Source organism: Nocardia huaxiensis (assembly GCF_013744875.1).
Classification (GTDB): Bacteria; Actinomycetota; Actinomycetes; order Mycobacteriales; family Mycobacteriaceae; genus Nocardia; species Nocardia huaxiensis.
In genome coordinates this window covers 3842441-3867256 of sequence record NZ_CP059399.1, presented here as the reverse complement: position 1 = coordinate 3867256, position 24816 = coordinate 3842441, and the positions used below count along the sequence as shown (strand labels likewise).

Here is a 24816-nt window from a genome sequence, read left to right as displayed (position 1 = left end):
GTGGAGTTAACCCACCGAACCCACACTGGGCAACGATTCGGTTATCGAATCCGGCTATCAGGACTTGGGAGCCAGATTCTCCAATACAACCTCCGCGACGGCCTTCATCGTCGTGCGGCGATCCATGGCGGTGCGCTGAATCCACTTGAACGCCTGCGGTTCCGAGAGACCCTGAGTCTGCATCAGCACACCCTTGGCACGCTCGACCAGCTTGCGGGTTTCGAGCCGCTCGGAAAGATTCGCGACTTCACCTTCGAGGGCGGTGATCTCGTGGAATCGGCTGGCCGCCAATTCGATGGCCGGCACCAGATCCGATTTCGTGAACGGCTTCACCAGGTACGCCATCGCCCCCGCGTCGCGCGCCCGCTCGACCAGATCCCGCTGACTGAAAGCGGTCAGAATGACCACCGGCGCAAGGCGTTTCGACGCGATCTCGGCGGCGGCGTCGATCCCGTCCCGGCGCGGCATCTTCACGTCCATGATCACCAGATCCGGACGCAACTCCTCGGCGAGGTCCACGGCCTGCTGACCGTCGCCCGCCTCACCCACCACCAGATACCCCTCTTCGGAGAGCATCTCCACCAGATCCATCCGGATGAGCGCCTCGTCCTCGGCAACCACCACCCGCTTGGGGGCGGACGCCGCGGCATCCCGCTTAGAACCGCCCCCTGCTGTCGTTCCCATAGATGAACCCCTGTCGCTCCGATACCAACACCCGACGCATCCCGGTCCGAAGCCACCCTCGACGGATCGGCACGCACCCGAGTAACCAAAGAGTACCGTCCACCCGCGCTCACAACCCATCTACCCAGCGCAAACCGACCAGTATCACAACCCGTGTCGCGTCCCGGCCCCTCGATTTAGTTCCAGCGCCCAACACCCGCTATGATTCGAACCCGGTGCGCCGAGTTGGCGGAACAGGCAGACGCGACGGTCTCAAAAACCGTTGTCCGAAAGGACGTGTGGGTTCAAGTCCCACACTCGGCACTGAAATGGCGGGCATGATCGGAAGATCATGCCCGCCATTGTTGTTTCGGCGGCCGGTCGGCCGTATCAGCGCTGGGTGGCGAAGGAGCGTTCTTCAGCGAAGGCGGCGAGGTCCACCTGGCGGCGGGCATTGGAGATGCCGTTGACGAGGCTCGTTCCCAGGGGGCCGGTGCGGTCGTAGAGGGTGGCGCTCGCTGTCGCTATGCCGTTGGCGGAGAAGTGGTCTCGGGCCTGGATGCCCAGTTCCGGGCCTTCGGGCAGGCGGGTGAGGGTGACGGTGACGTCGCTGTTGATGTAGCCGACGCCCGCGGTTCCCCAGTTGCAGACCAGGTTGGTGGTGTCGCCTACGAAGGCGGCGCGCTGGAAGGGGGTTACGGGGTCGCCCGCTACGACGGGTGGGACGTTGTGCCAGGCGCATTTTCGTTCGCTGTTGACGCCGGAGGCGAAGTCGCCTGTCCATTCGAGGTCGCCGGATTTGAACAGGGGCGGGTTTCCCTCGGGCGAGTCGAGGCGGCGGTCGGGGACCGGGAGGGTGTGGGTGGGCTGCCAGACTTCGCCCGGGGGCTGGTCGGCCACGGCCAGGTACATGACGGTGGCGCGGGAGCGGATCTCGCCGTGCTGGATGATCTCGGCGTCGACGACGCGGACTCGGTTGCCGTCGCGGACCACCGCGGTGCGCAGCTCGATGGGGTCGGTGAGGACCGGGCGGAACAGGTCGGTGGTGAAGCGGGCGGGAATGAAACCCGGTCCGGGGGTGTGGGTTTCCAGGCCGCGGGCGAGCAACGCGCACACCGAAGTACCGGCGATTTGGCTGCGGGACCAGGCGCTCACCGCGAAATCGGTTGCCATGTACTGTCCGTCGACCAGCGTGAAGAATGCCACGACCGTCTCACTTCTCTCGGTTCAAGATCAGTGAAAAGTAGAACACGTTTCAGTTCACTGCGGAAGGGCCGGGTCCGGCCGATGGCCGCCGGCGGCCCACCGACGCAGCGGCCCGGTCGTATGCCGCCGCCGGCTTCGAGTGACGCTGCGGCGCACACCGCGGAACAGGCCGATCACATCGCGCGCGAAAACCGTTCGGGAGACGCCCAATACGCGCAGGGCGGGGCCGTGGTCGGCGGCGACCACCAGAACCGCGCCGAGCAGGATCACCCACCAGGCCAGGCCCGCGGCAACCCGGGCGGGGCGCGGGGTTGTGGCGAAGGCGGCGCGCAGGCGCTGGCAGTGGAAGGGGACGTGGCGGCGTTCGTCGTCCAGGATGAGGGCCGCCACGCGGGTGGTGAGCGGATCGGATGTGCCGTCGCGCAGGGCGCGGTAGTAGCGCAGGGCGACGACCTCGGCGATGGTGAGGACCATGAGTTCCAGGCGCAGGCCCAGGGCGCGGCGCAGGCGGACGAAGACGGCGTCGACCCAGTGGGCCGCGATGGTGGGCTCACCCGCCGCCTCGAGCAGGCAGGCCAGCAGCCGGGCGTGGTTGCGTTCCTCGGCGATGAACAGTCGCACCGCCGCCGCGTAGACGGGGTCACCGGCCTGTTCGGCCTTGGCCATCAGGTTGGCCCCATCGCCGGACTCCCCCACCTGGAATCGCTGCACACTGCGGACCACCGCGGGATCCAGCCTCGCCCCGCACGCCCAATCCGGGTCTCCCGTGGCCGCGCGGGCCGCCACCTTGGCCTCGAATTCGGTTGTCCATCGCGAGAATTCGACGGTTTCGTGCACTGCGGCCTCCTGCTCCACCCCGGCCGGTCGGTCCCGGCATCCGGTCCGAGCCTAGGAACGGAGTGTGGACGGCAGTGGCGGCCATTGTGGAGATTCCGTGTGAATCCGAACCGCGGCGTAGGCTGACTCGTACATCCGCTCAGAACGAGCACATCACGCGGAGGCTGGAATGCGGGTGAACAGGCTGACCGCCGACCTGTCCGAATATCCGGACCTGGTCGTCATTCTGCTGGGTATGCGGGTGCGCAAGCCGCGCGGCATCCTGCGCCTGCTCGGGGTTGGGCCGAAACTGTACCGATCGCATGCCGACAAACCCGACGGGCTGCTGCTGCACGAGGACGTGGTGTGGTCGATGTTCCCGCCGCACTGGGGCGCCCGGCAGTATTGGCGCGATCTCGATTCGCTCGAACGGTGGACGCGGTCGGAACCGCACCGCATCTGGTGGCGGGATTTTCTGCGCGATTCCGGCGGCACCGGATTCTGGCACGAAGCGTATTTCGCGCGCGGCGGCATCGATTCGGTGTACGACGATATGGGGCCGACGGCCGGATTGGCGCGCTTCGCGCCGACCGTTCCCGCGCGCGGGCGGTTGTTCTCCACGCGCGGCCGAGTGCGCGGCGCCACACCGGAATTCGCTCCGGTAATAGACGAATCCACTTACTATGAGGAAAGCAATGACCAACCCCCGGCGAATATGAATCATGCGGCGCCGCAACAGCATGCGCATATTCCAGGGGCCTTGACCTGCTGCGAGTCCGCGCTCGCGGACCCGGGAGCGAACGACAGGCGACCGGTTCCGAACCAGTGAATGAACATCCCGTTCCAAACCTGTGATTCGGTCACAGAAGTATTTCGGCGAGCAATTCCAAGCCCTATGTTGTGCCCATGCATGTGCTGTTCGTGTGCAGCGGGAATGTTTGCCGATCTGTCATTGCCGAGCGCCTCACGCTCGCGGTAGCCGCTGACCACGGACTACAGGAGCTCACCGCCGAAAGCGCGGGTGTGCGCGCACTGGTGGGCTTTCCGGTGGAACCCCTTGCGGCACAGACGATCGAGGGCCTGGGCGGCAATGCCGACGACTTCCGGGCCCGCCGCCTGAAACCGGATATGGTGCACCGCGCCGATCTGGTGCTGGCCATGACCGAGCAGATCCGCGACCAGGTGCGCGATCTCGTGCCCGAGGCCCTCCCCCGCACCTTCACGCTGCTCGAGGCGTACCGCATCGCGAAGGTGAGCGGTGCGCGCTCGGTGGTCGGGTTGCACGCCGCCCGTGACGATCTCGCGTATGTGGGCCGGGAGAACATCTCCGATCCGGTGGGCCTGTCCCCGCACGCCTTCTGCGAGGTCGGCGACCGCATCGCCGAGGCGCTCGTCCCGCTGCTGCTGGCCCTGCACGCGCATCAGCATCCGCAGGCCACCATCCACCCTCGCCCCGCCGCCGATGAGGCCGGCGACCGGCGTCCCGCCCTGCTCGTACTGCCCGGCGGCCGTGCGGAATCCGCCGCTCATGCCGCGGAATCGCCTCGGCCGGAGCGCAAGTCGGCGCCTCGGCCCGAGTCGTCGGCGGGCTGAATTCGCGCCGCCGCGCCGAAGCGAACACCGCGTGTCAATGCCACTGTCTGCCCGCTTGGTCCGGTAAGGGATTACACTCCCCGCGGACGGACAACACACCGCCGTGGTTCGACACACGAACAGGACTCAGACATGCCGAAACGGATTTCGGATGTTTCGCTCCATGTTTTCGGGACACCGCAGACCCTCGATCGCGTCGTGCGCACCGTATGCCGCGTGGTCGACGAGTACGTGGCCGATCGCGATATCTTCGCGTGGCGGTTCACGCTTCCGGTCGAAGTGGACGATCCCGCGCACACCGTGCTCGAAACCCAGTGGCGGCTGGATCATCCAGCCGTCGATCCGGGCGAACGACGCACCTTCGAGATCGCACTCAGCCTGGTCGGCGAGTCGCGGCAGCTGACGAAGGCCGGTATCGCCCGGCTGGAGCAGCGCCTCGTACTCGAGCTCGGCGCGGGCGAGCCGATCCCCTACATCGTGCACGCCCTGCAGCGCGAGAACTTCGAACTCGAAGAGAACCGCGAACTGATCTGAGGCGGAGACACCGCAGGCCGCACCCACGCGGGGTACGGCCTGGAGTGAAGTCTTGGTCAGCCGCGCGCCGGGAAGTGCCGGATCACGCCTTCCTGCACCGTGGTCGCGAGCAGTTCACCGGTGCGCGAATAGAAATGCCCGCGCGCCAGACCACGCGAACCGGACGCCACCGGCGACTCGGTCGCGTACAGCGCCCACTCGTCGAACCGGAACGGCCGGTGGAACCAGATGGAGTGGTTCACCGTCGCCGCGAGAATCCGATCGTGCCCCCACGACAGCCCGTGCGTGGTGATGATCGAATCCAGCACCGTGGTGTCCGACGAATACGCCAGCGCCGCAACGTGAATCATCGGGTCCTCGGGCAGCGGCCCGTCGGTGCGCATCCACACCCGGTTGTAGTCGAGCGTGCCGCCCTTGTCCTTGAGGATCCAGGCGGGATCGTTCGTGTACCGCATGTCGATGGGATGCGGTGCCTTGACGAACATTTCGAGCTTGTCCTCGAGCCCGGCGAAGGATTCCTCCACCCGCGGCAGCCCCTCCGGATCCGGCACATCGGGCAGCGGCACGCCGTGCTCGAGGCCCTTGCCGTAGTCCTGGAAGGCCGCGAGCATGACGAACAGCTCCTGCCCGTCCTGATACGCGGTCACCGTGCGATTGGCGAACGAGCGCCCGTCCCGATGCCGGTCGACGTGGTATTCGATCGGCTTCTTGGTGTCGCCGCCGCGCACGAAATGCGCGTTGACCGCATGCACCGGACGCCCCGGGCCGACCGTGCGCCCGGCCGCGATGATGGCCTGCGCGACGAGCTGCCCGCCGAAGGTTCTGGACCAGACCTTGTCCGGGTGGTGGCCGATGAAGATATCGGGACCGTGCTCCTCGAGATCGAGCAGGCGCAGCAGCACCCGCAGATCGTCGGATAGCCCGACACCCTCGGGATCGACGGGTCCTGCCGCCGATTCCGTCTCCAGAGACGCACTCACCCGGTGGTCCTCCTCGTTCTAGTGGTCCTCTTCGCCGATCCGGTGCACGTGGATCAGATTGGTGGAACCGACAGTACCCGGCGGCGAGCCGGCCACGATGACCACGAGGTCGCCTTTGTTGTAGCGCCCGATGGACAGCAGCGCATTGTCGACCTGATGGATCATCTCGTCGGTGTCCTTGACCGGCGGCACGATGAAAGTCTCGGTGCCCCAGGTCAATGCGAGCTGGCTGCGGATCTCCGCCTGCGGTGTGAAGGCCAGCAGCGGCAGCGGGGTGTGCAGCCGCGCCAGGCGGCGCACCGTGTCACCGGACTGCGTGAACGCGACCAGCGCCTTGGCATTGAGCCGCTCGCCGATATCGCGGGCGGCGTAGGAGATGACGCCGCGCTTGGTGCGCGGCACGTGGGTCAAAGGCGGTACCCGCGTGGAGGATTCGGATTCCACGGCGTGCACGATGCGGGCCATGGTGCGCACGGCCTCGATCGGGTATTCGCCGACGGAGGTCTCACCCGAGAGCATGACCGCGTCCGCGCCGTCGAGCACCGCGTTCGCCACGTCGGAGGCCTCGGCGCGGGTCGGGCGCGAGTTGGTGATCATGGATTCCAGCATCTGGGTGGCCACGATGACCGGCTTGGCGTTCTCGCGCGCCATCTGGATCGCGCGCTTCTGCACCAGCGGCACCTGCTCGAGGGGAAGTTCCACACCCAGGTCGCCACGCGCCACCATGACCGCGTCGAAGGCCAGCACGATGGCCTCCAGATTGTCGATGGCTTCCGGCTTTTCGAGCTTGCCGATCACCGGCACGCGTCGCCCGGCCTGATCCATGATCTCGTGCACCAGCTCGACATCCGACGGCGAGCGCACGAACGACAGCGCGATGAAGTCGACGCCCAGTGCGAGCGCGAACTTCAGGTCTTCGATGTCCTTGTCGGACAGGGCCGGAACGGACACGTCCATGCCCGGCAGCGAAACGCCCTTGTTGTTGGAGACCGGGCCGCCCTCGGTCACGCGGCACACGACATCGTTGCCGTCGACGCGGATCACGGTCAGCCCGACCTTGCCGTCGTCGACGAGCAGCCGGTCGCCGGCCTTGGCGTCCTTGGCCAGTTCCTTGTAGGTGGTCGAGACGCGGTCGTGGGTGCCTTCGACGTCGTCGACGGTGATGCGGATTTCCTCACCCGTCGCCCATACGGTCTTGCCCTCGATGAACCGGCCGAGCCGGATCTTGGGGCCCTGCAGATCGGCCAGAATGCCGACGGCGCGACCCAGATGATCACTGGCCGCGCGCACCTTCTTGTAATTCTCCGCGTGGTCGGAGTGCTCGCCGTGGCTGAAGTTCAGCCGCGCCACGTCCATACCGCTCTCGACGAGTTCACGAATTCGGTCCTCGGACGACACAGCTGGTCCGAGAGTGCACACAATCTTCGTCCGTCGCATCACGTGGACAACCCTAGACCTGTGACATATGTCCCGCTGAACGGGCACACGCACTTCGGAAAGATATACACATTCCGTTCAACAAACAGCCGGTCAGCGGGCGACGTGGCGGGCCAGGCGGGTCTCCAGCCGGGTTTGCCCGAAGCCCAGGATCAGGCAGATCACCCAGTAGTAGATCGCCGCGACGCCGTAGAGCGCGAAGAAGTCGAATGTGGGTGCGGCGGCCAGCTGGGCGGTGCGCAGCAACTCCGTCACGAGGATCGTGGACGCCAGTGAGGTGTCCTTCACGAGCGAGATCAACGTATTCGACAGCGGCGGAACAGCAATGCGCGACGCCTGCGGGAGAATGATCAACCGCAGGGTTTGCGCGTAGCTCATGCCGACCGCGTACGAGGCTTCCCACTGCCCGTGCGCCACCGAAAGAATCGCCGCGCGAATGACTTCCGCCGCATAGCCGCCCACATTGAGGCTGAAGGCGATGACGGCGGCCGGGAACGGATCGATGACGATCTGGAACTGCGGCAGCGCATAGAACACGATGAACAGCTGCACCAGCAAAGGGGTGCCGCGAATGATCGAGATGTAGAACCGTGCCGCCGCCGACACCGGCCACAGCTTCGACATGCGGGCCAGCGCGACGAACAGCGCGATGACCAATCCGATGGCGAAGCTGATCGCGGTGAGCGGCAGCGTCATCTCCACGGTGGCCCGCAGCATGGGCACGAGATTGCGCTCGATGAGCTCCCAGGTGGGGCCGTGGAAGAAGTCCTGGATGGCGTTCAGCATCCGGAGATCACTTGCTGACGTCGTATCCGAAGTACTTCTCGGAGATCCGCGCCAGGGTGCCGTCGGCGCGCAGTTCGTCGAGGGCCTTGTTGATCTGGTCGGTCAGCGCCTGCGAATCCTTGCGGGCGGCGAAGGCCATCTTGCTGGTCTCACCGGTCTTGCCGGCGACCTGCACATCACCCTGGCCGTTCTTGGTGGTGTAGTCGGCGACCGCGAGCGAATCATTGACCGAGGCGTCCACGCGACCGGTCTTGAGCAGCTGGATGGCCTGCACGAAACCTTCGACGCCCTCGACCTTGCAGCCCGCGCCGGAGGCGACCTTCGACCAGTTGCTGGTGGTGGACTGGGCGCAGGTCTTGCCGCTCAGATCGGCCAGCGTCTTGATGGCGGTATTGCCGGTCTTGGTGATGATGACACCCTCGGAGGTGGTGTACGGCTGCGACAGCGAATACTTCTGCTCGCGTTCGGGATTGATGGTCACCTGGTTGGCGACCAGATCGAAGCGCTTGGACTCGAGCCCGGCGAAGATGGCGTCCCACGGGGTCTGCACGAATTCGACCTTGCGGCCGATCTTGTCGCCGACGGCCTTGATGACCTCGACGTCGTAGCCGGTGAGCTGGCCGTTGTCCTGGTAGGAGTACGGCGAGTAGGTGCCCTCGGTGCCGACCTTCAGGACATTGGGGTCGTCATTGCTGCCGCAGGCGGCCAGTCCGACGGTGGCAGCCACAGCGAGCACGGCGGCGAAAAGCTTACGACGACGCACGGAACACCTCTCCTCGAGCGTGGACCGGCCACGCGACAGACAACCGGTACAGGGTACGCCGTAAACAAACTGGACAGGACAGCAATCATCACGTCGCGCGCAAATCTTGTGCTGACCGCGACGTGATGATAGGCGGAACGTCAGGACTCGGCTTTACCCGACTCGCCGGAGTCGGACTTGGTCAGCGCTGCGGGCTCCGACTCGTCGGCGGCCTTCGCCTCGTCGGCCTTGGCGGCCCCGGACTTCGCGTCGCCGGGCTTCGGATCCTCGGCATCCGAGTCCTCGTCGTCCGCGGCCTTCGTCTCGTCCGGATCCGCCGCTTCTGTCTCGTCGCCGTCGGTCTCGGTGGTGGCCGAGGCCGATTCCGCCACGGCCGCAGCGCTTCCCGCCGCACCGTAGGCGCGCAGCTGCGCGAACTGCCACGGCCACGGCCGCTCGACGCCCGCCCGCACCTGCTCGGCGGTCTCCCGCCCCTTGGTCGCGAACAGGAAATAGGCGACAGCGCCCAGGAATACGATCGCCGAGGTGAACGAGTTGATCCGGATGCCCGCGATCTGCGTGGCCTCGTCGTCGCGCAGCAGCTCCACGAAGAACCGGCCGAAGCAGTAGATGGCCACGTACAGCGCGAACAACCGCCCGTGCCCGATGCGGAACTTGCGGTCCACGTAGATCAGGATCGCCACGCCCAGCAGGTTCCACAGCAGCTCGTACAGGAAGGTCGGCTGCACGATCTTCTCGACCACGTCATTGGACACGCCGTTCATCGGCGAAGGCCGCCCGGTGCCCGGATCGACGCGGGTGTAGATCTCCAGACCCCACGGCAGCGTGGTCTCGCGCCCGTACAACTCCTGATTGAAGTAGTTGCCCAGCCGCCCGATGCCCTGCGCCAGCAGAATGCCCGGCGCAATGGCATCACCGAAGGCAGGCAAGGGAATTCGATACACCCGGCAGCCGATCCAGGCGCCCACCGCACCCAGCAGCACCGCGCCCCAGATGCCGAGGCCGCCCTCCCAGATGGCCCACCAGTGCGCATCCGGCTTGGCGTTCGCGCCGAAGTACTTCTGCCAGTCGGTGGCCACGTGATACAGCCGGCCACCGATCAACCCGAACGGCACCGCGAACATGGCCACGTCGAGCACCATGCCGGACTGCCCGCCGCGCTGCTGCCACCGCTTCTCGCCCCACCAGATGGCGGCGATGATGCCGAGAATGATGAACAGGGCGTAGGCGCGCAACGGGAATCCCCCGATGTACCAGACGCCGCGAGGTGGACTGGGAATGTAGGCCAGCACGTTGGTCACGGTGCCAACTTAGCGGAAGTCCGCGGCTACTTGGCTTCGGCCAACTCCAGTTGCTCCTTGTGTTTGTTCTCGGTGACCGTGGTGAGCAGCAGAAGCAGCACCGCGGCGATGGATCCCGCGAACAGCAGCCCGAAGCCCCAGTTCCAGCCGAGGTGGTCGACGATGTAGCCGATGACGGCGCTGGCGGCGACCGAACCGAGCAGGTAGCCGAACAGTCCGGTGAAGCCGGCGGCGGTGCCCGCGGCCTTCTTCGAGACCAATTCGAGCGCGTGCAGGCCGATCAGCATGACCGGGCCGTAGATGAGGAAGCCGATCGTGATCATGCAGATCATGATCAGGCCGGGGCTGGTGGTCCACCAGAACAGTCCGACGGCGATGGTCACCAGGATCATGAAGAACACACCCGTGGCGCCGCGATTACCGCGAAACACCTTGTCCGACATCCATCCTGCGAGCAGCGTGCCGGGGATGCCGGCGTACTCGTAGAGGAAATACGACCACGAGGACTTGTCGAGGCTGAAGCCCTTCTCCACGCGCAGGAAGGTCGGCGACCAGTCCAGCACGCCGTAGCGCACGAGGTAGACGAAGACGTTCGCGAGCGCGATGAACCAGAGCAGCTTGTTCGGCAGGATGTAGCGGGTGAAGATCTCCTTCGCCGTCAGCTCGATCTCGTCCTTGGCCGAATAGTCCGGCGGGTAGTCGTTCTTGTACTCCTCGACCGGCGGCAGGCCCACCGACTGCGGGGTGTCGCGCATGAGGAGGTAGGCGATGACGGCCACCACGATCGCGCAGAACGCCGGCATGTAGAAGGCCGAACGCCAGTCGTGGAACCAGGCCATGCCGAGCAGGAACAGCAGCGGCGGCAGGCCACCGCCGACATTGTGCGCGGTGTTCCAGACCGACACGATGGTGCCGCGCTCCTTCTGCGACCACCAGTGCACCATGGTGCGACCCGAGGGCGGCCAGCCCATGCCCTGGAACCAGCCACACGCGAACAGCAGCAGCCACATGACGAGCACGCTCGAGGTCGACCAGTCCACGAAGCCCATGAACAGCATGACCGCCGCCGACAGCACCAGGCCCAGCGGCAGGAACACGCGCGGATTGGCGCGGTCCGACACCGAGCCCATGACGAACTTGGAGATGCCGTACGCCAGCGAGATGGCCGAAAGCACAAGGCCCATCTGGCCGTTCGAGTAGTGGTACCCGGAATCACCCTCCGCGCCCGTCAGATACGGGATGGCCAGCGCGAAGTTCTTGCGGACCAGATAGTAGGCGGCATAGCCGAAGAAGATGCCGATGAAGATCTGCCACCGCAGCCGCCTGTAGAGCGGGTCGATGTCCTTCTCGGGCAACCGCTCCCGGTGGGGCGCGGGCGCGAGGATGCTGAGCATTCCGGCCTCCCAGTCGAGGGACCTCATCGTCGAGGGCCGGTTCCCGACCGTAACTGAGAATTGCCTGAATGCGCAAACCGCGTCGCTATGACGCCTAATACCGCTCTACAAGCGGTTTTACTGCGGCGAACTGTTCGTTAGCCCATCGGTTGCCTTACGGCCGCGCCGCCAGCGCAGGATGCCCCCGCCCACCATCGTCAGCGCATAGAGGATCCCGATGATGCCGATCAGGTTGATCGACAGCAGCCGACCCAGGAAGTAGAAGCCCGCAACGATCGCGAGACCGGCCACGATCGCGAGAGCGGTGGAGAGATTGCTACGCATACCGGGGCATACGGTACGGGCGCGCATCGAGTTCGATGCGCGCCCTTACCTTTTCAGCTAATCAGGAAGCGACGGTCGCCGAGCGCACGCCCAGCGCGAGTTCCTCGGTCAGCTGGGCCACCGCGCCCAGGCCCTCGCCTGCGGCGGTCACCAGGGCGGAGCCGACGATGACACCGTCTGCGTAGGAGGCGATTTCGGCTGCCTGCGCGCCGCTGCGCACACCCAGGCCGACGCCGATCGGGATGTCGGAGTGCGCGCGGACGCGGGCGCACAGGGCCGGGGCCAGCGAGGACACCTGATCGCGTGCACCGGTGACGCCCATGGTGGAGGCCGCGTAGACGAAGCCGCGGCTGGCCTCGAGGGTCTTCACCAGACGCTCTTCGGTGGAGGAGGGAGCCACCAGGAAGATGCGGTCCAGGTTGTGCGTGGAGGACGCCACGAACCAGTCGTCGGCCTCTTCCGGGATCAGGTTCGGGGTGATGAGTCCGAGGCCGCCCGCCGCCGCGAGGTCACGCGAGAAGCTGTCGACGCCGTACTTGAGCACCGGGTTCCAGTAGGTCATGACGACGGCCTTGCCGCCGGCCTGGGAGATGGCCTCCACGACCTTGAACACGTCGCGCACCCGCACGCCGTTCGCGAGCGCCTGCTCGGTGGCGTGCTGGATGGTGGGGCCGTCCATCACCGGATCGGAGTAGGCGATGCCGACTTCGATGATGTCGCAACCATTTTCGACCATGGTGCGGCAGACGTCGATGGAGCCCTGCACATCCGGGTAGCCGGCGGGCAGGTAGCCGATGAGCGCGGCGCGGTTCTCCTCGCGGCAGGCCGCGAAGGTGTTGGCGAGTCGGGACTGCTGGCTCACTGGGCTTGCTCCTCCGGCTTGTCGAACAGCCCGAACCAGCGGGCGGCGGTGTCCATGTCCTTGTCGCCGCGACCGGACAGGCTCACCAGAATGATTGCGCCCTCGCCCAATTCCTTACCCAGCTTGACCGCACCCGCGACCGCGTGCGCCGACTCGATGGCCGGGATGATGCCCTCGGCGCGCGAGAGCAGCATGAGCGCGTCCATGGCCTCGGTGTCGGTGATCGGGTAGTACTCGGCCCGCCCGGTGTCCTTGAGGTAGGCGTGCTCCGGGCCGACGCCCGGGTAGTCCAATCCCGCGGAGATGGAATGGGATTCGATGGTCTGCCCGTCCTCGTCCTGCAGCAGGTACGAGTACGCGCCCTGGAACGCGCCCGGCGTGCCACCGGTGAAAGTGGCGGCGTGGCGACCGGTTTCGACACCGTCGCCCGCGGCCTCGTAACCGATGAGCCGCACGCCCGGATCGTCGATGAAGGCGTGGAAGATGCCGATGGCATTGGACCCGCCACCGACACAGGCGGTTACGGCGTCGGGCAGCCGCCCGGCGTGCGCCTGGATCTGCACCCGCGCCTCCAGCCCCACCACACGCTGGAAGTCGCGCACCATGAGCGGGAACGGATGCGGGCCCGCAGCGGTGCCGAAGCAGTAGTAGGTGCGGTCGGCATTGGTGACCCAGTCGCGCAGCGCCTCGTTGATGGCGTCCTTCAGCGTCTGCGAACCCGTTGTCACACTGACGACTTCGGCGCCGAGCAGCCGCATGCGGGCCACGTTCAGCGCCTGCCGCGCGGTGTCGACCGCGCCCATGTAGATCACGCACTCGATGCCGAGCAGCGCGCACGCGGTGGCCGTGGCGACACCGTGCTGTCCCGCACCGGTTTCCGCGATCACGCGGGTCTTGCCCATGCGCTTGGCCAGCAGCACCTGCCCGAGCACATTGTTGATTTTGTGAGAACCGGTGTGGTTCAGGTCTTCCCGCTTGAGGAAGATGCGCGCGCCACCGGCGTGCTGGGCCAGGTTCTTGCATTCGAACACCGGCGAGGGACGCCCGGTGTAGTCACGCTGCAGGCGGTCCAGCTCGTCCAGGAAGTTCGGGTCGACCCGGCACTTGTCGTATTCGGCGGTGACCTCTTCGATCACGGCCATGAGCGCCTCGGGCACGTGCCGTCCGCCGTAGACGCCGAAGTGGCCGCCGAGGTCGGGTTCGTGCGATTTGTTCGCGATGCCCTCGCTCATCCGCGGGAGCGAAGCGTTCTTGCCGAGGGCGTCCTTGGTCTGCGTCATCAGTTCTTTCACCGACCCCGGCGCACCGGCTTGGGGCAGGACGGATGGGTTCCGGCGGTCACCAGTTCGGCCACCGCGGCGCGCGGGTCTCCACTGGTCACCAGGCCCTCGCCGACGAGCACGGCGTCCGCGCCGGCGCCGGCGTAGGCCAGCAGGTCGGCGGTGCCGCGAATGCCGGATTCGGCCACGCGGATCACGTCCGACGGCAGGCCGGGAGCGATGCGCGCGAACACATCCCGATCCACCTCGAGGGTCTTGAGATTGCGGGCGTTCACGCCGATCACGGTGGCGCCGGCCTCGAGGGCGCGGTCGGCCTCCTCCTCGGTGTGCACCTCGACGAGTGCGGTCATGCCGAGCGATTCGGTGCGGTCGATGAGCGCCGACAGCGTGTCCTGATCCAGGGCGGCCACGATCAGCAGGATCACGTCCGCGCCGTGCGCGCGGGCCTCGTGGATCTGGTACGGGCCGACAATGAAGTCCTTGCGCAGGATCGGGATGTCCACGACCTTGCGCACCGCGTCGAGATCCGCGAGCGAGCCCTTGAAGCGCCGCTCCTCGGTGAGCACGCTGATGATGCGCGCGCCGCCGTCCTCGTACGCACGGGCCAGGACGGCCGGGTCCGGAATGTCGGCCAGGGAGCCCTTGGACGGGCTGGCCCGCTTCACCTCGGCGATGACGCCGATGCCGTCCGAGTGCAGGGCCGCCTTGCCGTCACGCGGCGAAGGGGCCGCCGCCGCGGCCTTCTTGACTGCCTGGAAATCCAGGAGGGCTTCCCGTGCGGCCACATCCGCGCGGACCCCGTCGAGAATCGAGTCGAGTACCGTCATCTGGCTCGAATCCTTTCTGGGGAGACGTGACTTGCTACCTGAGAGTCCCCCCAGGTGCTGTCTCACCGATGCTGATAAAGAGTAAATGGCTATGTTCCCGCCTGTGACGGCGGGGGCGGAACCGCGAGCGGCGTCGGCCGCGACCCCTGTTCAGCGGGCTCGGTCGCCCACTCCCCCGCTACCTGGATCATCGTGTGCGGCACCGCGATTGGTTTCATCGTCGGTCGGATCGACACCTTCGTCGAGGGCGTCCCACAGCACCCGGCCGGACAACTGGTCTCGTGAGCCACGCTGTGACCCGGAGATCGTGTCCCGCGCCTCCGCGTGAGCTTCGGTACCGCGATCGGCCGCTGCGGCGGCCACGGCGTCCGTCGCAGCCGCCTTCCGGGCCGCCGGATTGTCGTACTTGCCGGGGGCCTTGACGGCCTCCACGGGCATGCGCACCAGCAGCAGCGCCGCCGCGAACGCCGCCAGCGCACCGGCGATGGACAGCCACGCCGGGAAGGCCGAGGTCTGGATCTTCTCGGCGACTTCCCACGATCTGAGATCGGCCAGTGTCGCGGCGCGTTCGGCGGTCCGTCCCTCACCTCTGAGGAGCGCGTATGCCGGGACCGCCGCCACCGCGGCCAGCACCCCGACGATCACGCCGACGAGTCGCCGGAACCAGCCGCGGGTGGCGAATACCGCCGCGACCGTCGCCAGCAAGGCCAATGCCAGCGGCGTCAGCGCCCCGAACCACTCGCCGCCATCGAGTGTTTCGTCGCGCATCGTCCGCGCGTCGCCGACCTCGCCGACGACGTCGAAGCTCACCCACGTCATCCGCGAGGACACCCACAGCAATCCTGCCGCGACGGCCAGCAGCAACGCCGCCACCACCGGCCTGCGGCGCGCCCCGGCGGCGTCGATTTCGGCGGCCGCCGCGTCGGCCTCGGCCTGCGCGGCATTGGCCTCCGCCTCCCGCAGGTCGGCTTCCAACGCACGCTGCCGGATCCCCTCGGGGCCGGATTCGACATCGGTATCGATCTGTGCGGCAACGGTTTCCCGCTCGCGGTCGACGGCTGCCGGGGTGACGCGCGCGGTATCCGCTGCGCCCCCGGCGGCGCTCCCGGAGTCGTCGGGGTTGTGCTGCGCCGCAGCGGTTTTCGGGGGCCGATCCGGGTCGCTCTCGCTCATTGCCCGTCACCGTTGGGCCGGAAGGCGCGCACCGTTTCCGCGGCGGCCACGGCCTTGAGCACCGCCATGGCCTTGTTGCGGGATTCGACGTCCTCGTAGTCCGGGTCGGAGTCGGCAACCACGCCCGCACCCGCCTGCACGTAGGCGGTGCCGTTCTTGAGCAGCGCGGTGCGGATGCAGATCGCCGTGTCGGCGTCGCCGGCGAAGTCGAGATAACCGACCACGCCGCCGTAGATGCCGCGGCGAGTGGGTTCGAGTTCCTCGATCAACTCCATGGCGCGGACCTTGGGCGCACCCGAGAGCGTGCCCGCCGGGAAGCACGCCTGCACGGCGTCGAGGGCGACCTTGCCGGGGGCGAGGCGGCCCGACACCGTGGAGACCAGGTGCATGACGTGGCTGTAGCGCTCGATGTGCCGGTATTCGGTGACGCGCACGGTGCCGGGCTCACACACCCGGCCGAGGTCGTTGCGGCCGAGGTCGACGAGCATGAGGTGCTCGGCGTTCTCCTTCTCGTCGGCGAGCAGGCCCTTCTCGAGGAGCAGATCGTCCTCCTCGGTGGCCCCGCGCCAGCGGGTGCCCGCGATGGGATGCGTGGTGGCCACGCCGTCCTTCACCGTCACCAGGGATTCCGGGCTGGAGCCGACGATGGAGAACGCGGTGCCGCCGGACCCGTCCGGAATGTGCATGAGGTACATGTACGGGCTCGGATTCGAGGCGCGCAGCATGCGGTAGAGATCGAGAGCCGTTCCGCCGTATTCCATTTCGAAGCGCTGCGACAGCACCACCTGGAAGGCCTCGCCCGCCTCGATCTCCTTGACCAGCCGCCGCACGCCCGCCCCGAATTCCTCGGAGGTGCGCTGGCGGCGGAAGTTGGGTTCGGGCCGATCGAACACCGACACCGTCGAGTCGGCCGGCGCGGCGAGCGCCTCGGTCATCCGGTCGAGCCGCGCCACCGCGTCGTCGTACGCCGCGTCCACATGTTCATCGGTGCCGTTCCAGTTGACGGCATTGGCGATGAGCGTGATCGCGCCCTCGTGGTGATCGAAGGCCGCGAGATCGGTGGCCAGCAGCAGCACCATCTCCGGCAGCTCGAGATCATCGGCGGCGATCGACGGCAGCCGTTCCATGCGCCGCACCGCGTCGTACCCGAGATACCCGACCATGCCACCGGTCAAGGGCGGCAATCCGGGCAGCCGCTCGGTGCGCAGCACCTGCAACGTCTCGCGCAGTGCGAGCAGCGGGTCGCCACCCGATGGCGCGTCGGCCGGCGTCTGTCCCAGCCAGGCCGCCTCACCGTCGACGACCGTGAGCGCACTGGGCGCCCCGGCCCCGATGAACGACCATCGCGACCATGACCGCCCGTTTTCCGCGGATTCCAGCAGGAAGGTTCCCGCCCGGTCCGCGGCCAGCTTGCGGTAGGCCGACAGGGGAGTCTCCGAGTCCGCCAACACCTTTCGAATCACCGGCACGACCCGGTGATCGGCCGCGAGTACACGGAACTGTTCGCGGGAGGTGGTGGAGGTAGTGGATGCGCCGTGCATCCACCCATCATTCCAGGCCGGACTCTCGGTATCTAAATCGCTCTCCTCCCCCAGCCGAACCCCCCTCTGCTGCGAATAGACGATGCGGTCATCACTACACTCGCGGCAATCTGCCTCTCGGCAGTGCAGGAGAGGTCGCACGCGGTATCCCGATACGAGAGGAGTTCTACACAGATGTACCCCTCGCAACCGGTCGCACCGGAGGGTCCACGGCACGCAGCTCCGCAGGTCGCCCCGGGGAGCCACCCCGGCCAGCCGCCGCGGATGATGAATATGAACGCCGGCAGCAAGTACAGCGCCATCGCCTCGTTCGTCACCTATGTCAAGGCCCTGGAAGCGCTCGATCCGCGCAGCTTCCCGGATGAGTACGCCGAGCACACCGATCGCATCCGGGAGCTGAAGCCGTTCCTGCGGGCGCACGGCATCCTCGATGTCATGGAGATCAAGAACCCGGAGGTCGCCGCGCTCATCGGCGTCTGATCCGGTGTTGTGGCTCGATCGTCCCGTGGGCGGACCGCCGTGTCCGCCCACGGGACGATTCACTGATCGAGACCGTCCCGTACTGTGCGCTGTATGAAGCCTGGCCAGATCGCTCCCAACTTCGAGCTCGCCGACCAGACCGGCACCAAGCGCACCCTCGATTCCCTGCTCGCCGACGGCCCCGTGGTGCTGTTCTTCTACCCCGCCGCCAATACCCCCGTGTGCACCGCCGAGGCGTGCCACTTCCGGGATCTGGCAAGCGAATTCAAGGCCCTGGGTGCGAGCTGCGTGGGCATCAGCGCCGACTCGGTGGACACGCAGTCCGGCTTCGCCGAGAAGCAGGGGCTGAACTATCCGGTGCTGTCCGATCCCGGCGCGAAGGTGGCCGCCGAGTTCGGGGTGAAGCGCGGCCTGCTGGGCGCGATCGTCCCGGTCAAGCGCACCACCTTCGTGATCGACCCGGATCGCACCGTCGCCAAGGTCATTTCGAGCGAGATGCGCGCCGCCGTGCACGCCGACGACGCCCTCGAATTCCTGAAGAACCGCGGCTGATGACCTTCGTGCGACTGGCGTTCTTCCCGGGCGGGACCGAGGCCCACTATCGGGCGATCGGCGATGCGCTCGGGGAGTACGCCCCGCCAGCGGGGCGAATCCTGTTCACGGCCGGGCCCGTCGAGGGTGGCTGGCAGGTCGTGCAGGTGTGGGAGCGCAAGGATCAGCTCGATGCCTTCAACCAGGCGGTGTTCTTCCCCGCCGTGGCGAGCCTGGGTGGCGGCGGCTTCCCGCAACCGCCGCGGGTGACCGATTTCGACGCCGCGGATCTGCTGATCGCTGGTTCGTAACCGGAACGTCCGGAGTGGCGCACACCGTGGTGCCGCGGGCGCGGGCCTACGCTGGGCGAATGACTACGCCCAGCGACATCACGCCCGGCGCGGACGTGCCGGAGCAGAAGCGGTCGACATTCGTCACGTGGCGCAATCGGATCATTGCCCTGGTGTTGCTGGCAGTGATTTTGTGGGTGACGTATCTGATTCTGGCCGCATTCCTGCCGCGATGGTGGGCGCAGCGCATCGCCGAAATGGTCTCGGGCAGTTTTTCCAAGGGCATTTGGTACGGGCTCGTGATGGGCGTGCTCTGTACGCTTGTGCCACTTTTGCTGCTACTGCTGGCCGGAATGACCTGGCGGAAACGGGGCGGTCCGTTTATTGCGGGCGCCGCCGTGGTGCTGGCAGTTGTTGCGGCAGTGCCGAATTTGTTGACCCTGGCCATCGTGGCCGGGAACAGCAATGCCGCGCACGCGGGTGAGCGCATTCTCGATGTCGACGCACCGGCATTTCGCGGCGCGGTGCTGACCGGGGCCATCGTCTCCGCCGTCCTGTTCCTCCTGGTCGCATTTCTGTTGGTGCGCAGGCGATTCCGCAAACATCGTGCCGCGAAACAGCGCATGGAACAGGAAAAGCAGCGCGTGGCAACGGAAAAGCCCGAGCCGTCACAGGACCCCGGCGCGTACTGAAACGCCACACGACACGCGTGATCGATGTCACGTCATTCAGCAACATCGTGACGGCCGAGCGAAATCGTGGCAAACTTTGTTTTGCGGGTGACTCGTTGTTGATGTTCCGCCGCACGCCGAACCGGCGAGCACAACCTGTCACCCGGCTGCTACGAGAGGGCGCGCACGGTGACCAAGTGGTTGAATCCGATTGAACAGCGAGCTTGGCGTACCGTCATCGCGCTGATGACACGACTTCCAGCTGCCCTGGATACCCAACTCCAACGGGAGTCCGGGATTACCCATTTCGAATTCTTCGTGATGACTCTGCTGTCCGAAGAACCAGGGCACCGGTTGCAACTGAGCGAGCTTGCCAAAAAGGCAAACGCATCGCTATCGCGGCTTTCGCATGTGGTGTCGAAGCTGGAACGACTGGGGTGGGCGCAACGCGTCACCATCCCGGGGCGGCGCGGGGCACAGGCCGTGCTCACCGAGACCGGATTCCGGAAGGTGACCGAGGCGCAGCCCGGCTACCTCGAGTGCGTGCGCAACCTCGTCTTCGACGGGCTCGACAAGGAGCAGACCAAGCAGCTGCTCGAGCTCGGCGAGACCATGGTGGCGCAGATGGAACGCGGAATCTCCCGGGGGAACGGGCGTTCCAGCCGGCCCATCTCCCACGACGGGCTCAGCTAGCGCCGGAGTGCTTGCGGCTCAGTCCGTTTCGGCGAGCAGCACATCCGTGTCGAAGCAGGTGTGGGTGCCGGTGTGGCAGGCCGCGCCCTCCTGATCGACGATCAACAGCACCGTGTCGCCGTCGCAGTCGAGACGGACCTCATGCACATACTGGGTGTGGCCGGAGGTCTCGCCCTTGACCCAGTACTGCTGCCGCGAGCGCGAATAGTATGTGCCCTTGCGGGTTTCGAGGGTGCGCGCGAGGGCTTCGTCGTCCATCCAGGCCATCATGAGCACATCCCCGGTGCTCTTCTCCTGCGCGACGGCGGCGAAGAGGCCGTCCGCATTGCGCTTGAGGCGGGCGGAGATTGCGGGGTCCAGGCTCATACTTCTGTTATACAGGGTTCTTTCTTGACTTATCCGCGCGGGTGCAGCATTATCGATTCCGTTCCAAGCACCTCGATAGGTGAGGCTCCTACACGAACACAGGCCACTGATCTGACGACGTCGAGAGACGCCCAAGGTTAGGACAGGTTTTCCCGGATTAAGGGATAACCCAAAGTGGCTTCCCGGCCCCGGCCGGGACACGTCGTGTAGTGCCGAAACTCTGACGAGAGGGGTGCCCACCAGGCTCTTTGCCGTGGTCCAACCCCTGTGTGCAGCATGCCGGCGTCCCCGTGCGCCCTGGCCGCCAGGAGGTGAGTACCACAGTTGAAGACCGGTGACAGTCCCTATCCGAGTGCATTCGACTGCATTCTCTCGCCGTGCCGCGGCCTGCATTCCCGCTGAATCGTTTTCGCGTCGGCGCAATTCTCCATGGCAATTGCCGAATTCACGGCACTTGTCCGTCGAGTCGTGCGCAATTTCGCTTCGAAACGTATTCGGCCGGTAGGTCGCGGCGTGAATTCGGAGGTTTTCTCATGACCTACACGATCGCAACCCGCTTCATCGGCCGCCTCTGGGCCCGCCGGAATCTGACGCCGGAAGAGCGCGCCAACCTGCTGGCGAGCCACACCCCACCGGCCATCATCAGCGCCTCGCTGGGCGTGCACACGCACCGGTAGCGCGCCCCGAACGACATTTCCACGGCCGCACGACGGCCCGCTTCTGCATGCGCACGGCGCGATCCGCCGGAAAACAGGAAGTACCAATCATGTTCACGATCAGCCCGAAGACCAGGCTCGCCTGTCTCGGTATCGCCGCGTTCACCGCAACCGTCCTGGTGAACACCGGACCCGACGCCTCAGCCGCACCCTTGTTCGGACCGGAACTCACTGCGGCACAGAACAACTCGCCCGGAATACCGTTCACCGCGCAGATCCGGGACGGCTCGGTGATCCTGCGCACCGCGGCCGGGTCGCTGACCGTCCGCGACGGCATGCTGCAGGTCCTCGACGACCACGGCACCATCGTTTCAGCGGTCGCCCTACGGTATGGGCTCGACGACAAGATCTTCCCGATCGCCGCTCGAATCGACGGCGACACAGCGATTCTGACGCCGGGCACGGAGGCGGCGACCGCGCTGCCCGCGGCCGCGTCCGATGCCGACCCGGGCGCCGCGGTTCCCGCCGCCGCGCAGATCGCCGATCCGGCGACCGAGAATTTCGACTCGGCCGTCCAGGCGGCGGTCAATGAACTGACGCTCGGGACCATGATCGGCAGCCTGATCGGGTCGATCATCGGCGCCGGCATCGGGTGTGTGGCAGGTGCGGTCGTCGGGGCCGCACTCATGCCGCCGATCTTCCTTCCAGGGGCCGCAGGGGGTTGCCTGGCGGGGATCGTGGCCGGGGCCGGGCTCGGCGTCATCGCGGGCACCATCGCCGTGGGCGGTCCGGTGGCCCTCGCCGCCGCTGTCAAGTTCTTCACGACCATGGCGAATCCTCCTGCGCCCGAGGCGGTTCCGGCCGCACCCACCGACCTGACCGCCGTCGCCTGATGAGCCCGTCATGCGCACCCTTCGCGAGGAGTACCTCATGACCATGTCCACTCCCCTGCCCCTGGCGCCACCGCCGGGGCTGCCCCCTGAGGGCAAGCGGCCCAGCCGCCGGGACCGCAAGGCCGCCGAACTCGAATCACAGACCCGCGCGGTGGGGACCAAGCTCACCGGTATCAGCGTGCAGCCCGCCAAACAGGTGCTGCGCGACCTGGATACGGTGCGCGAGGGCCTCACGCACGAGGAGGCCGCACTGCGGCTGCTGCAGTACGGCAAGAATCAGATCGCGCACGAGCAGGTGCCGCACTGGATCGTGCAGCTGGCCAAGGCATTCTGGAATCCGTTCATCCTGGTGCTGCTGTTCCTGGATGTGGTCCTCTATCTGACCGAGGATCTCGAGGGCGTCATCACCATCACCACCATGATCACCATCAGCACGGTGATCCGATTCTGGCAGGAGTTCCGCTCCACCAAGGCCGCCGAGGCGCTCGCCAAGCTGGTCACCACCACGGCCGCCGTCTTCCGGCGCAATGAGACCGAACCCCGCTGTCCGGCAACGGAGATCCCCATGACCGGGGTGGTCCCGGGCGATATCGTGCAGCTGGCGGCCGGAGATATGGTGCCGGCGGATATGCGGCTCATCGCGGCCAAGGATCTGATGCTCAGCCAGGCCGCCCTCACCGGTGAATCACTGCCGGTGGAGAAGGCCGACACCGTCTCCGGCGACGGCGCCGGCGTGGTGCGCGGCAATCCCGCCGAGGCCGACAATATGGTGCTGATGGGCACCTCGGTGACCTCCGGCACCGGTATCGGCGTGGTCGTGGCGACCGGGTCCGAAACCTATTTCGGGTCCATGGCCGACGGAATTGTGGGCGCGAATCCGGAGACCGCGTTCGACACCGGGGTGAAGAAGGTCAGCTTCCTGCTGATCCGCTTCATGATGGTGATGGTCCCGATCGTCTTCGTCATCAATGGCCTCAATCAGGGCGATTGGGCCTCGGCGTTCCTGTTCGCGGTGGCCGTGGCGGTGGGTCTGACCCCGGAGATGCTGCCGGTGGTGGTGACCGCGAATCTGGCCAAGGGCGCGATGGCCATGTCGAAGCGCAAGGTTGTGGTCAAGCGGCTCAATGCCATTCAGAATCTGGGCGGCATGGATGTGCTGTGCACGGACAAGACCGGCACGCTCACCGAGGACCGCATCGTGTTGGACCGGTACCTGGATATTCACGGCCGGCTCGATGACGAGGTGCTCCAGTGCGCCTACCTGAACAGCCACTTCCAGACCGGTCTGCGCAATCTCATGGATCGCGCGGTCATGGACCGGGTGGACGAGGCCGAGGAGGTGGTGATCGAGAGCCGCTTCCGGCTGGTCGACGAGATCCCGTTCGATTTCGTGCGACGGCGCATGTCGGTGGTGGTCAGCGACAATCTCGGGCACGAGAACGAGAATCAGCTGATCTGCAAGGGCGCGGTGGAGGAGGTCATCGCACTGTGCGGGTACGCCCTCGACCGCGATATGCCGATTCCGCTCACCCCGGAAATGCGCGAGAAGGTCATCGGCATCGCGGAGGCCAATAATCGGGAGGGCCTGCGCGTGCTCGCGGTGGCCACCAAGGCGGTGCCGGTGCGGGATACCTACGCCGTCACCGACGAGTCCGAGATGACGCTGATCGGCTTCCTCGCCTTCCTCGATCCGCCCAAGCAGGACGCGGCGTCGGCGTTGAAAGCGCTGGCGGACAATGGCGTTGCGGTGAAGGTGGTCACCGGTGACAACGATCTGGTGGCGGCGCGGGTGTGCGCGGATGTCGGCATCGATGTCGGCGAGGTGGTGACCGGCACCGTGCTGGATCTGACCGCCGATGAGGATCTGCCCGAACTGGTCGCGCGGACAACGCTTTTCGCGAAGATCAATCCGGTGCAGAAGGCGCGCATCGTGCGGGCGCTGCAATCACAGGGCCGCACAGTGGGTTTCCTCGGCGACGGTATCAATGATGCCGCGGCGCTGCGGGACGCCGATGTGGGCATCTCCGTGGACACGGCCGTGGACATCGCCAAGGAATCGGCCGACATCATTCTGCTGGAGAAGGACCTCATGGTCCTCGAGCGCGGTGTGCTCATGGGCCGTCAGACCTTCGGCAACACCATGAAGTACATCAAGATGACCGCGTCGTCGAATTTCGGCAATGTGTTCTCGGTGCTGGTGGCCTCGGCGTTCCTGCCGTTTCAGCCCATGCTGGCGGTGCACCTGCTGGTGCAGAACCTGCTCTACGACATCTCACAGCTCACGATTCCGTGGGATCGGATGGATCCGGAGTATCTGCGCAAGCCGCAGAAGTGGAATGCCAGGGATCTGGGCCGGTTCATGGTGTGCATCGGGCCGACCAGCTCGATCTTCGATATGACGACCTTCGCGCTCATGTGGTTCGTGTTCCAGGCCAACAGCCCGGAACATCAGACGCTGTTCCAATCCGGTTGGTTCATCGAGGGTTTGCTGTCGCAGACCTTGATCGTGCACATGATCCGGACGCAGAAGATCCCGTTCATCCAGTCGCGGGCGGCCATGCCGGTCATGCTCACCACCGGCACGATCATGGCCATCGGCATCTGGCTGCCGTTCTCGCCGCTGGCGAGCACCTTGCAGATGCAGGCGCTGCCGCTGACCTACTTCCCGTGGCTGGTGCTGACACTGCTCAGCTACTGCTGTGTGGCGCAGCTGGCGAAGACGCTCTACATCCGCAAGTTCCACCGGTGGCTGTGAA

Annotated in this window: 27 protein-coding genes, 1 tRNA gene and 1 riboswitch; of the genes, 12 read left to right on the top strand and 16 right to left on the bottom strand. The window is 66.4% G+C overall.

The genetic code is table 11. The features are described from left to right. Nucleotides 1-57: 57 nt before the first annotated feature. Nucleotides 58-684 (bottom strand): ANTAR domain-containing response regulator, encoded by a 627-nt coding sequence (locus H0264_RS17295; RefSeq protein ID WP_181584916.1) that lies wholly within the window; start codon nucleotides 682-684, stop codon nucleotides 58-60. Between the two features lie 219 nt (nucleotides 685-903). On the opposite strand from H0264_RS17295, the gene H0264_RS17290 reads away from it, so the two are divergent. After that, nucleotides 904-987, top strand: a tRNA-Leu gene (locus H0264_RS17290). A 66-nt stretch (nucleotides 988-1053) separates the two neighbouring features. Here the strand turns inward: H0264_RS17290 and H0264_RS17285 are convergent. Both H0264_RS17285 and H0264_RS17280 read right to left on the bottom strand, forming a co-directional pair. Next, complete coding sequence (locus tag H0264_RS17285) at nucleotides 1054-1869, bottom strand: thioesterase family protein (protein WP_231086497.1); 816 nt, start codon at nucleotides 1867-1869, stop codon at nucleotides 1054-1056. 54 nt (nucleotides 1870-1923) lie between these two features. Continuing rightward, nucleotides 1924-2706 (bottom strand): ferritin-like domain-containing protein, encoded by a 783-nt coding sequence (locus H0264_RS17280; RefSeq protein ID WP_220139998.1) that lies wholly within the window; start codon nucleotides 2704-2706, stop codon nucleotides 1924-1926. Between the two features lie 169 nt (nucleotides 2707-2875). Between H0264_RS17280 and H0264_RS17275 the strand changes: the two genes are divergently transcribed. From H0264_RS17275 to H0264_RS17265, 3 genes are all read left to right on the top strand, one after another. Continuing rightward, the gene (locus tag H0264_RS17275; protein ID WP_181584915.1) at nucleotides 2876-3514 is read left to right on the top strand and encodes a monooxygenase family protein; all 639 of its coding nucleotides are present in this window, start codon (nucleotides 2876-2878) and stop codon (nucleotides 3512-3514) included. A gap of 77 nt (nucleotides 3515-3591) precedes the next feature. Further along, nucleotides 3592-4278 (top strand): arsenate reductase/protein-tyrosine-phosphatase family protein, encoded by a 687-nt coding sequence (locus H0264_RS17270; protein WP_181584914.1) that lies wholly within the window; start codon nucleotides 3592-3594, stop codon nucleotides 4276-4278. Nucleotides 4279-4410: 132 nt separating this feature from the next. Continuing rightward, nucleotides 4411-4812 (top strand): hypothetical protein, encoded by a 402-nt coding sequence (locus tag H0264_RS17265; RefSeq protein ID WP_181584913.1) that lies wholly within the window; start codon nucleotides 4411-4413, stop codon nucleotides 4810-4812. A 56-nt stretch (nucleotides 4813-4868) separates the two neighbouring features. On the opposite strand, the gene H0264_RS17260 is transcribed toward H0264_RS17265, so the two are convergent. The 12 genes from H0264_RS17260 to H0264_RS17205 all read right to left on the bottom strand — a co-directional run bounded on the left by H0264_RS17260 (nucleotide 4869) and on the right by H0264_RS17205 (nucleotide 17480). Continuing rightward, entirely contained in the window at nucleotides 4869-5780 is a 912-nt protein-coding gene (locus tag H0264_RS17260) for an acyl-CoA thioesterase (RefSeq protein ID WP_231087043.1), read from the bottom strand. A 30-nt stretch (nucleotides 5781-5810) separates the two neighbouring features. Further along, nucleotides 5811-7232 carry a pyruvate kinase gene (gene pyk, locus H0264_RS17255; RefSeq protein WP_181584911.1) on the bottom strand — a complete coding sequence of 474 codons (1422 nt, stop codon included), beginning with the start codon at nucleotides 7230-7232 and terminating at the stop codon, nucleotides 5811-5813. A gap of 90 nt (nucleotides 7233-7322) precedes the next feature. Beyond that, complete coding sequence (locus H0264_RS17250) at nucleotides 7323-8015, bottom strand: amino acid ABC transporter permease (protein ID WP_181584910.1); 693 nt, start codon at nucleotides 8013-8015, stop codon at nucleotides 7323-7325. Between the two features lie 7 nt (nucleotides 8016-8022). Continuing rightward, complete coding sequence (locus tag H0264_RS17245; RefSeq protein ID WP_181584909.1) at nucleotides 8023-8778, bottom strand: amino acid ABC transporter substrate-binding protein; 756 nt, start codon at nucleotides 8776-8778, stop codon at nucleotides 8023-8025. Between the two features lie 140 nt (nucleotides 8779-8918). Then, nucleotides 8919-10079 (bottom strand): prolipoprotein diacylglyceryl transferase, encoded by a 1161-nt coding sequence (gene lgt / locus H0264_RS17240; protein WP_181584908.1) that lies wholly within the window; start codon nucleotides 10077-10079, stop codon nucleotides 8919-8921. 26 nt (nucleotides 10080-10105) lie between these two features. Beyond that, nucleotides 10106-11500, bottom strand: a complete 1395-nt coding sequence (glpT, locus tag H0264_RS17235; RefSeq protein ID WP_220139997.1) for a glycerol-3-phosphate transporter — start codon at nucleotides 11498-11500, stop codon at nucleotides 10106-10108. A 90-nt stretch (nucleotides 11501-11590) separates the two neighbouring features. Beyond that, on the bottom strand, nucleotides 11591-11797 hold the full coding sequence (locus H0264_RS17230) for a hypothetical protein (protein WP_181584906.1): 207 nt from the start codon (nucleotides 11795-11797) through the stop codon (nucleotides 11591-11593). 61 nt (nucleotides 11798-11858) lie between these two features. Then, nucleotides 11859-12659, bottom strand: coding sequence for a tryptophan synthase subunit alpha (gene trpA / locus H0264_RS17225; protein WP_181584905.1), 801 nt, complete (start codon nucleotides 12657-12659; stop codon nucleotides 11859-11861). Further along, nucleotides 12656-13939, bottom strand: coding sequence for a tryptophan synthase subunit beta (trpB, locus tag H0264_RS17220; protein WP_420832070.1), 1284 nt, complete (start codon nucleotides 13937-13939; stop codon nucleotides 12656-12658). Before trpB ends, trpA begins: the two co-directional genes overlap by 4 nt. Before the next feature lie 8 nt (nucleotides 13940-13947). Then, a complete protein-coding gene (trpC, locus tag H0264_RS17215; protein ID WP_181584904.1) occupies nucleotides 13948-14766 on the bottom strand; it encodes an indole-3-glycerol phosphate synthase TrpC in 819 nt (272 codons plus the stop codon). 150 nt (nucleotides 14767-14916) lie between these two features. Beyond that, nucleotides 14917-15939: a TIGR02234 family membrane protein gene (locus tag H0264_RS17210; RefSeq protein ID WP_181584903.1), complete on the bottom strand. Its 1023-nt coding sequence runs from the start codon at nucleotides 15937-15939 to the stop codon at nucleotides 14917-14919. Further along, nucleotides 15936-17480, bottom strand: coding sequence for an anthranilate synthase component I (locus tag H0264_RS17205; RefSeq protein WP_181584902.1), 1545 nt, complete (start codon nucleotides 17478-17480; stop codon nucleotides 15936-15938). The genes H0264_RS17210 and H0264_RS17205 overlap by 4 nt, the downstream gene beginning before the upstream one ends. Nucleotides 17481-17753: 273 nt before the next feature. On the opposite strand from H0264_RS17205, the gene H0264_RS17200 reads away from it, so the two are divergent. The 5 genes from H0264_RS17200 (at nucleotide 17754) to H0264_RS17180 (ending at nucleotide 20145) form a co-directional block, all read left to right on the top strand. Next, nucleotides 17754-17960, top strand: a complete 207-nt coding sequence (locus H0264_RS17200; protein ID WP_231086503.1) for a hypothetical protein — start codon at nucleotides 17754-17756, stop codon at nucleotides 17958-17960. A gap of 93 nt (nucleotides 17961-18053) precedes the next feature. Next, nucleotides 18054-18512 carry a peroxiredoxin gene (locus H0264_RS17195; RefSeq protein ID WP_181584900.1) on the top strand — a complete coding sequence of 153 codons (459 nt, stop codon included), beginning with the start codon at nucleotides 18054-18056 and terminating at the stop codon, nucleotides 18510-18512. Continuing rightward, entirely contained in the window at nucleotides 18512-18802 is a 291-nt protein-coding gene (locus H0264_RS17190) for a hypothetical protein (protein ID WP_181584899.1), read from the top strand. The genes H0264_RS17195 and H0264_RS17190 overlap by 1 nt, the downstream gene beginning before the upstream one ends. A gap of 59 nt (nucleotides 18803-18861) precedes the next feature. Next, nucleotides 18862-19473, top strand: coding sequence for a permease (locus H0264_RS17185; RefSeq protein WP_231086504.1), 612 nt, complete (start codon nucleotides 18862-18864; stop codon nucleotides 19471-19473). Nucleotides 19474-19698: 225 nt separating this feature from the next. Continuing rightward, entirely contained in the window at nucleotides 19699-20145 is a 447-nt protein-coding gene (locus H0264_RS17180; RefSeq protein WP_181584898.1) for a MarR family winged helix-turn-helix transcriptional regulator, read from the top strand. Between the two features lie 18 nt (nucleotides 20146-20163). On the opposite strand, the gene hisI is transcribed toward H0264_RS17180, so the two are convergent. Continuing rightward, entirely contained in the window at nucleotides 20164-20511 is a 348-nt protein-coding gene (hisI, locus tag H0264_RS17175; RefSeq protein ID WP_181584897.1) for a phosphoribosyl-AMP cyclohydrolase, read from the bottom strand. A 64-nt stretch (nucleotides 20512-20575) separates the two neighbouring features. Then, a riboswitch (M-box (ykoK) riboswitch) is annotated at nucleotides 20576-20750 on the top strand. A gap of 294 nt (nucleotides 20751-21044) precedes the next feature. Here hisI and H0264_RS17170 point away from each other — a divergent pair. The 3 genes from H0264_RS17170 to mgtA all read left to right on the top strand — a co-directional run bounded on the left by H0264_RS17170 (nucleotide 21045) and on the right by mgtA (nucleotide 24815). Next, the gene (locus H0264_RS17170) at nucleotides 21045-21188 is read left to right on the top strand and encodes a hypothetical protein (RefSeq protein ID WP_181584896.1); all 144 of its coding nucleotides are present in this window, start codon (nucleotides 21045-21047) and stop codon (nucleotides 21186-21188) included. 89 nt (nucleotides 21189-21277) lie between these two features. Continuing rightward, nucleotides 21278-22060, top strand: a complete 783-nt coding sequence (locus H0264_RS17165) for a DUF8020 domain-containing protein (RefSeq protein WP_181584895.1) — start codon at nucleotides 21278-21280, stop codon at nucleotides 22058-22060. 10 nt (nucleotides 22061-22070) lie between these two features. Then, nucleotides 22071-24815 carry a magnesium-translocating P-type ATPase gene (gene mgtA / locus H0264_RS17160; protein WP_244976212.1) on the top strand — a complete coding sequence of 915 codons (2745 nt, stop codon included), beginning with the start codon at nucleotides 22071-22073 and terminating at the stop codon, nucleotides 24813-24815. Nucleotide 24816 lies beyond the last annotated feature (1 nt).

Bases quoted from the DNA above. Each gene is read 5' to 3' on its own strand.
- glpT (WP_220139997.1), bottom strand. From the start codon at position 11,500: ATGAGGTCCCTCGACTGGGAGGCCGGAATGCTCAGCATCCTCGCGCCC.
- H0264_RS17185 (WP_231086504.1), top strand. From the start codon at position 18,862: ATGACTACGCCCAGCGACATCACGCCCGGCGCGGACGTGCCGGAGCAG.
- H0264_RS17170 (WP_181584896.1), top strand. From the start codon at position 21,045: ATGACCTACACGATCGCAACCCGCTTCATCGGCCGCCTCTGGGCCCGC.
- H0264_RS17230 (WP_181584906.1), bottom strand. From the start codon at position 11,797: ATGCGTAGCAATCTCTCCACCGCTCTCGCGATCGTGGCCGGTCTCGCG.
- H0264_RS17200 (WP_231086503.1), top strand. From the start codon at position 17,754: ATGAACGCCGGCAGCAAGTACAGCGCCATCGCCTCGTTCGTCACCTAT.
- H0264_RS17205 (WP_181584902.1), bottom strand. From the start codon at position 17,480: ATGCACGGCGCATCCACTACCTCCACCACCTCCCGCGAACAGTTCCGT.
- trpC (WP_181584904.1), bottom strand. From the start codon at position 14,766: ATGACGGTACTCGACTCGATTCTCGACGGGGTCCGCGCGGATGTGGCC.
- H0264_RS17190 (WP_181584899.1), top strand. From the start codon at position 18,512: ATGACCTTCGTGCGACTGGCGTTCTTCCCGGGCGGGACCGAGGCCCAC.
- hisI (WP_181584897.1), bottom strand. From the start codon at position 20,511: ATGAGCCTGGACCCCGCAATCTCCGCCCGCCTCAAGCGCAATGCGGAC.
- trpB (WP_420832070.1), bottom strand. From the start codon at position 13,939: ATGACGCAGACCAAGGACGCCCTCGGCAAGAACGCTTCGCTCCCGCGG.
- H0264_RS17295 (WP_181584916.1), bottom strand. From the start codon at position 684: ATGGGAACGACAGCAGGGGGCGGTTCTAAGCGGGATGCCGCGGCGTCC.
- H0264_RS17270 (WP_181584914.1), top strand. From the start codon at position 3,592: ATGCATGTGCTGTTCGTGTGCAGCGGGAATGTTTGCCGATCTGTCATT.
- H0264_RS17210 (WP_181584903.1), bottom strand. From the start codon at position 15,939: ATGAGCGAGAGCGACCCGGATCGGCCCCCGAAAACCGCTGCGGCGCAG.
- H0264_RS17165 (WP_181584895.1), top strand. From the start codon at position 21,278: ATGTTCACGATCAGCCCGAAGACCAGGCTCGCCTGTCTCGGTATCGCC.
- H0264_RS17275 (WP_181584915.1), top strand. From the start codon at position 2,876: ATGCGGGTGAACAGGCTGACCGCCGACCTGTCCGAATATCCGGACCTG.
- mgtA (WP_244976212.1), top strand. From the start codon at position 22,071: ATGCGCACCCTTCGCGAGGAGTACCTCATGACCATGTCCACTCCCCTG.
- H0264_RS17265 (WP_181584913.1), top strand. From the start codon at position 4,411: ATGCCGAAACGGATTTCGGATGTTTCGCTCCATGTTTTCGGGACACCG.
- H0264_RS17250 (WP_181584910.1), bottom strand. From the start codon at position 8,015: ATGCTGAACGCCATCCAGGACTTCTTCCACGGCCCCACCTGGGAGCTC.
- H0264_RS17180 (WP_181584898.1), top strand. From the start codon at position 19,699: ATGACACGACTTCCAGCTGCCCTGGATACCCAACTCCAACGGGAGTCC.
- H0264_RS17195 (WP_181584900.1), top strand. From the start codon at position 18,054: ATGAAGCCTGGCCAGATCGCTCCCAACTTCGAGCTCGCCGACCAGACC.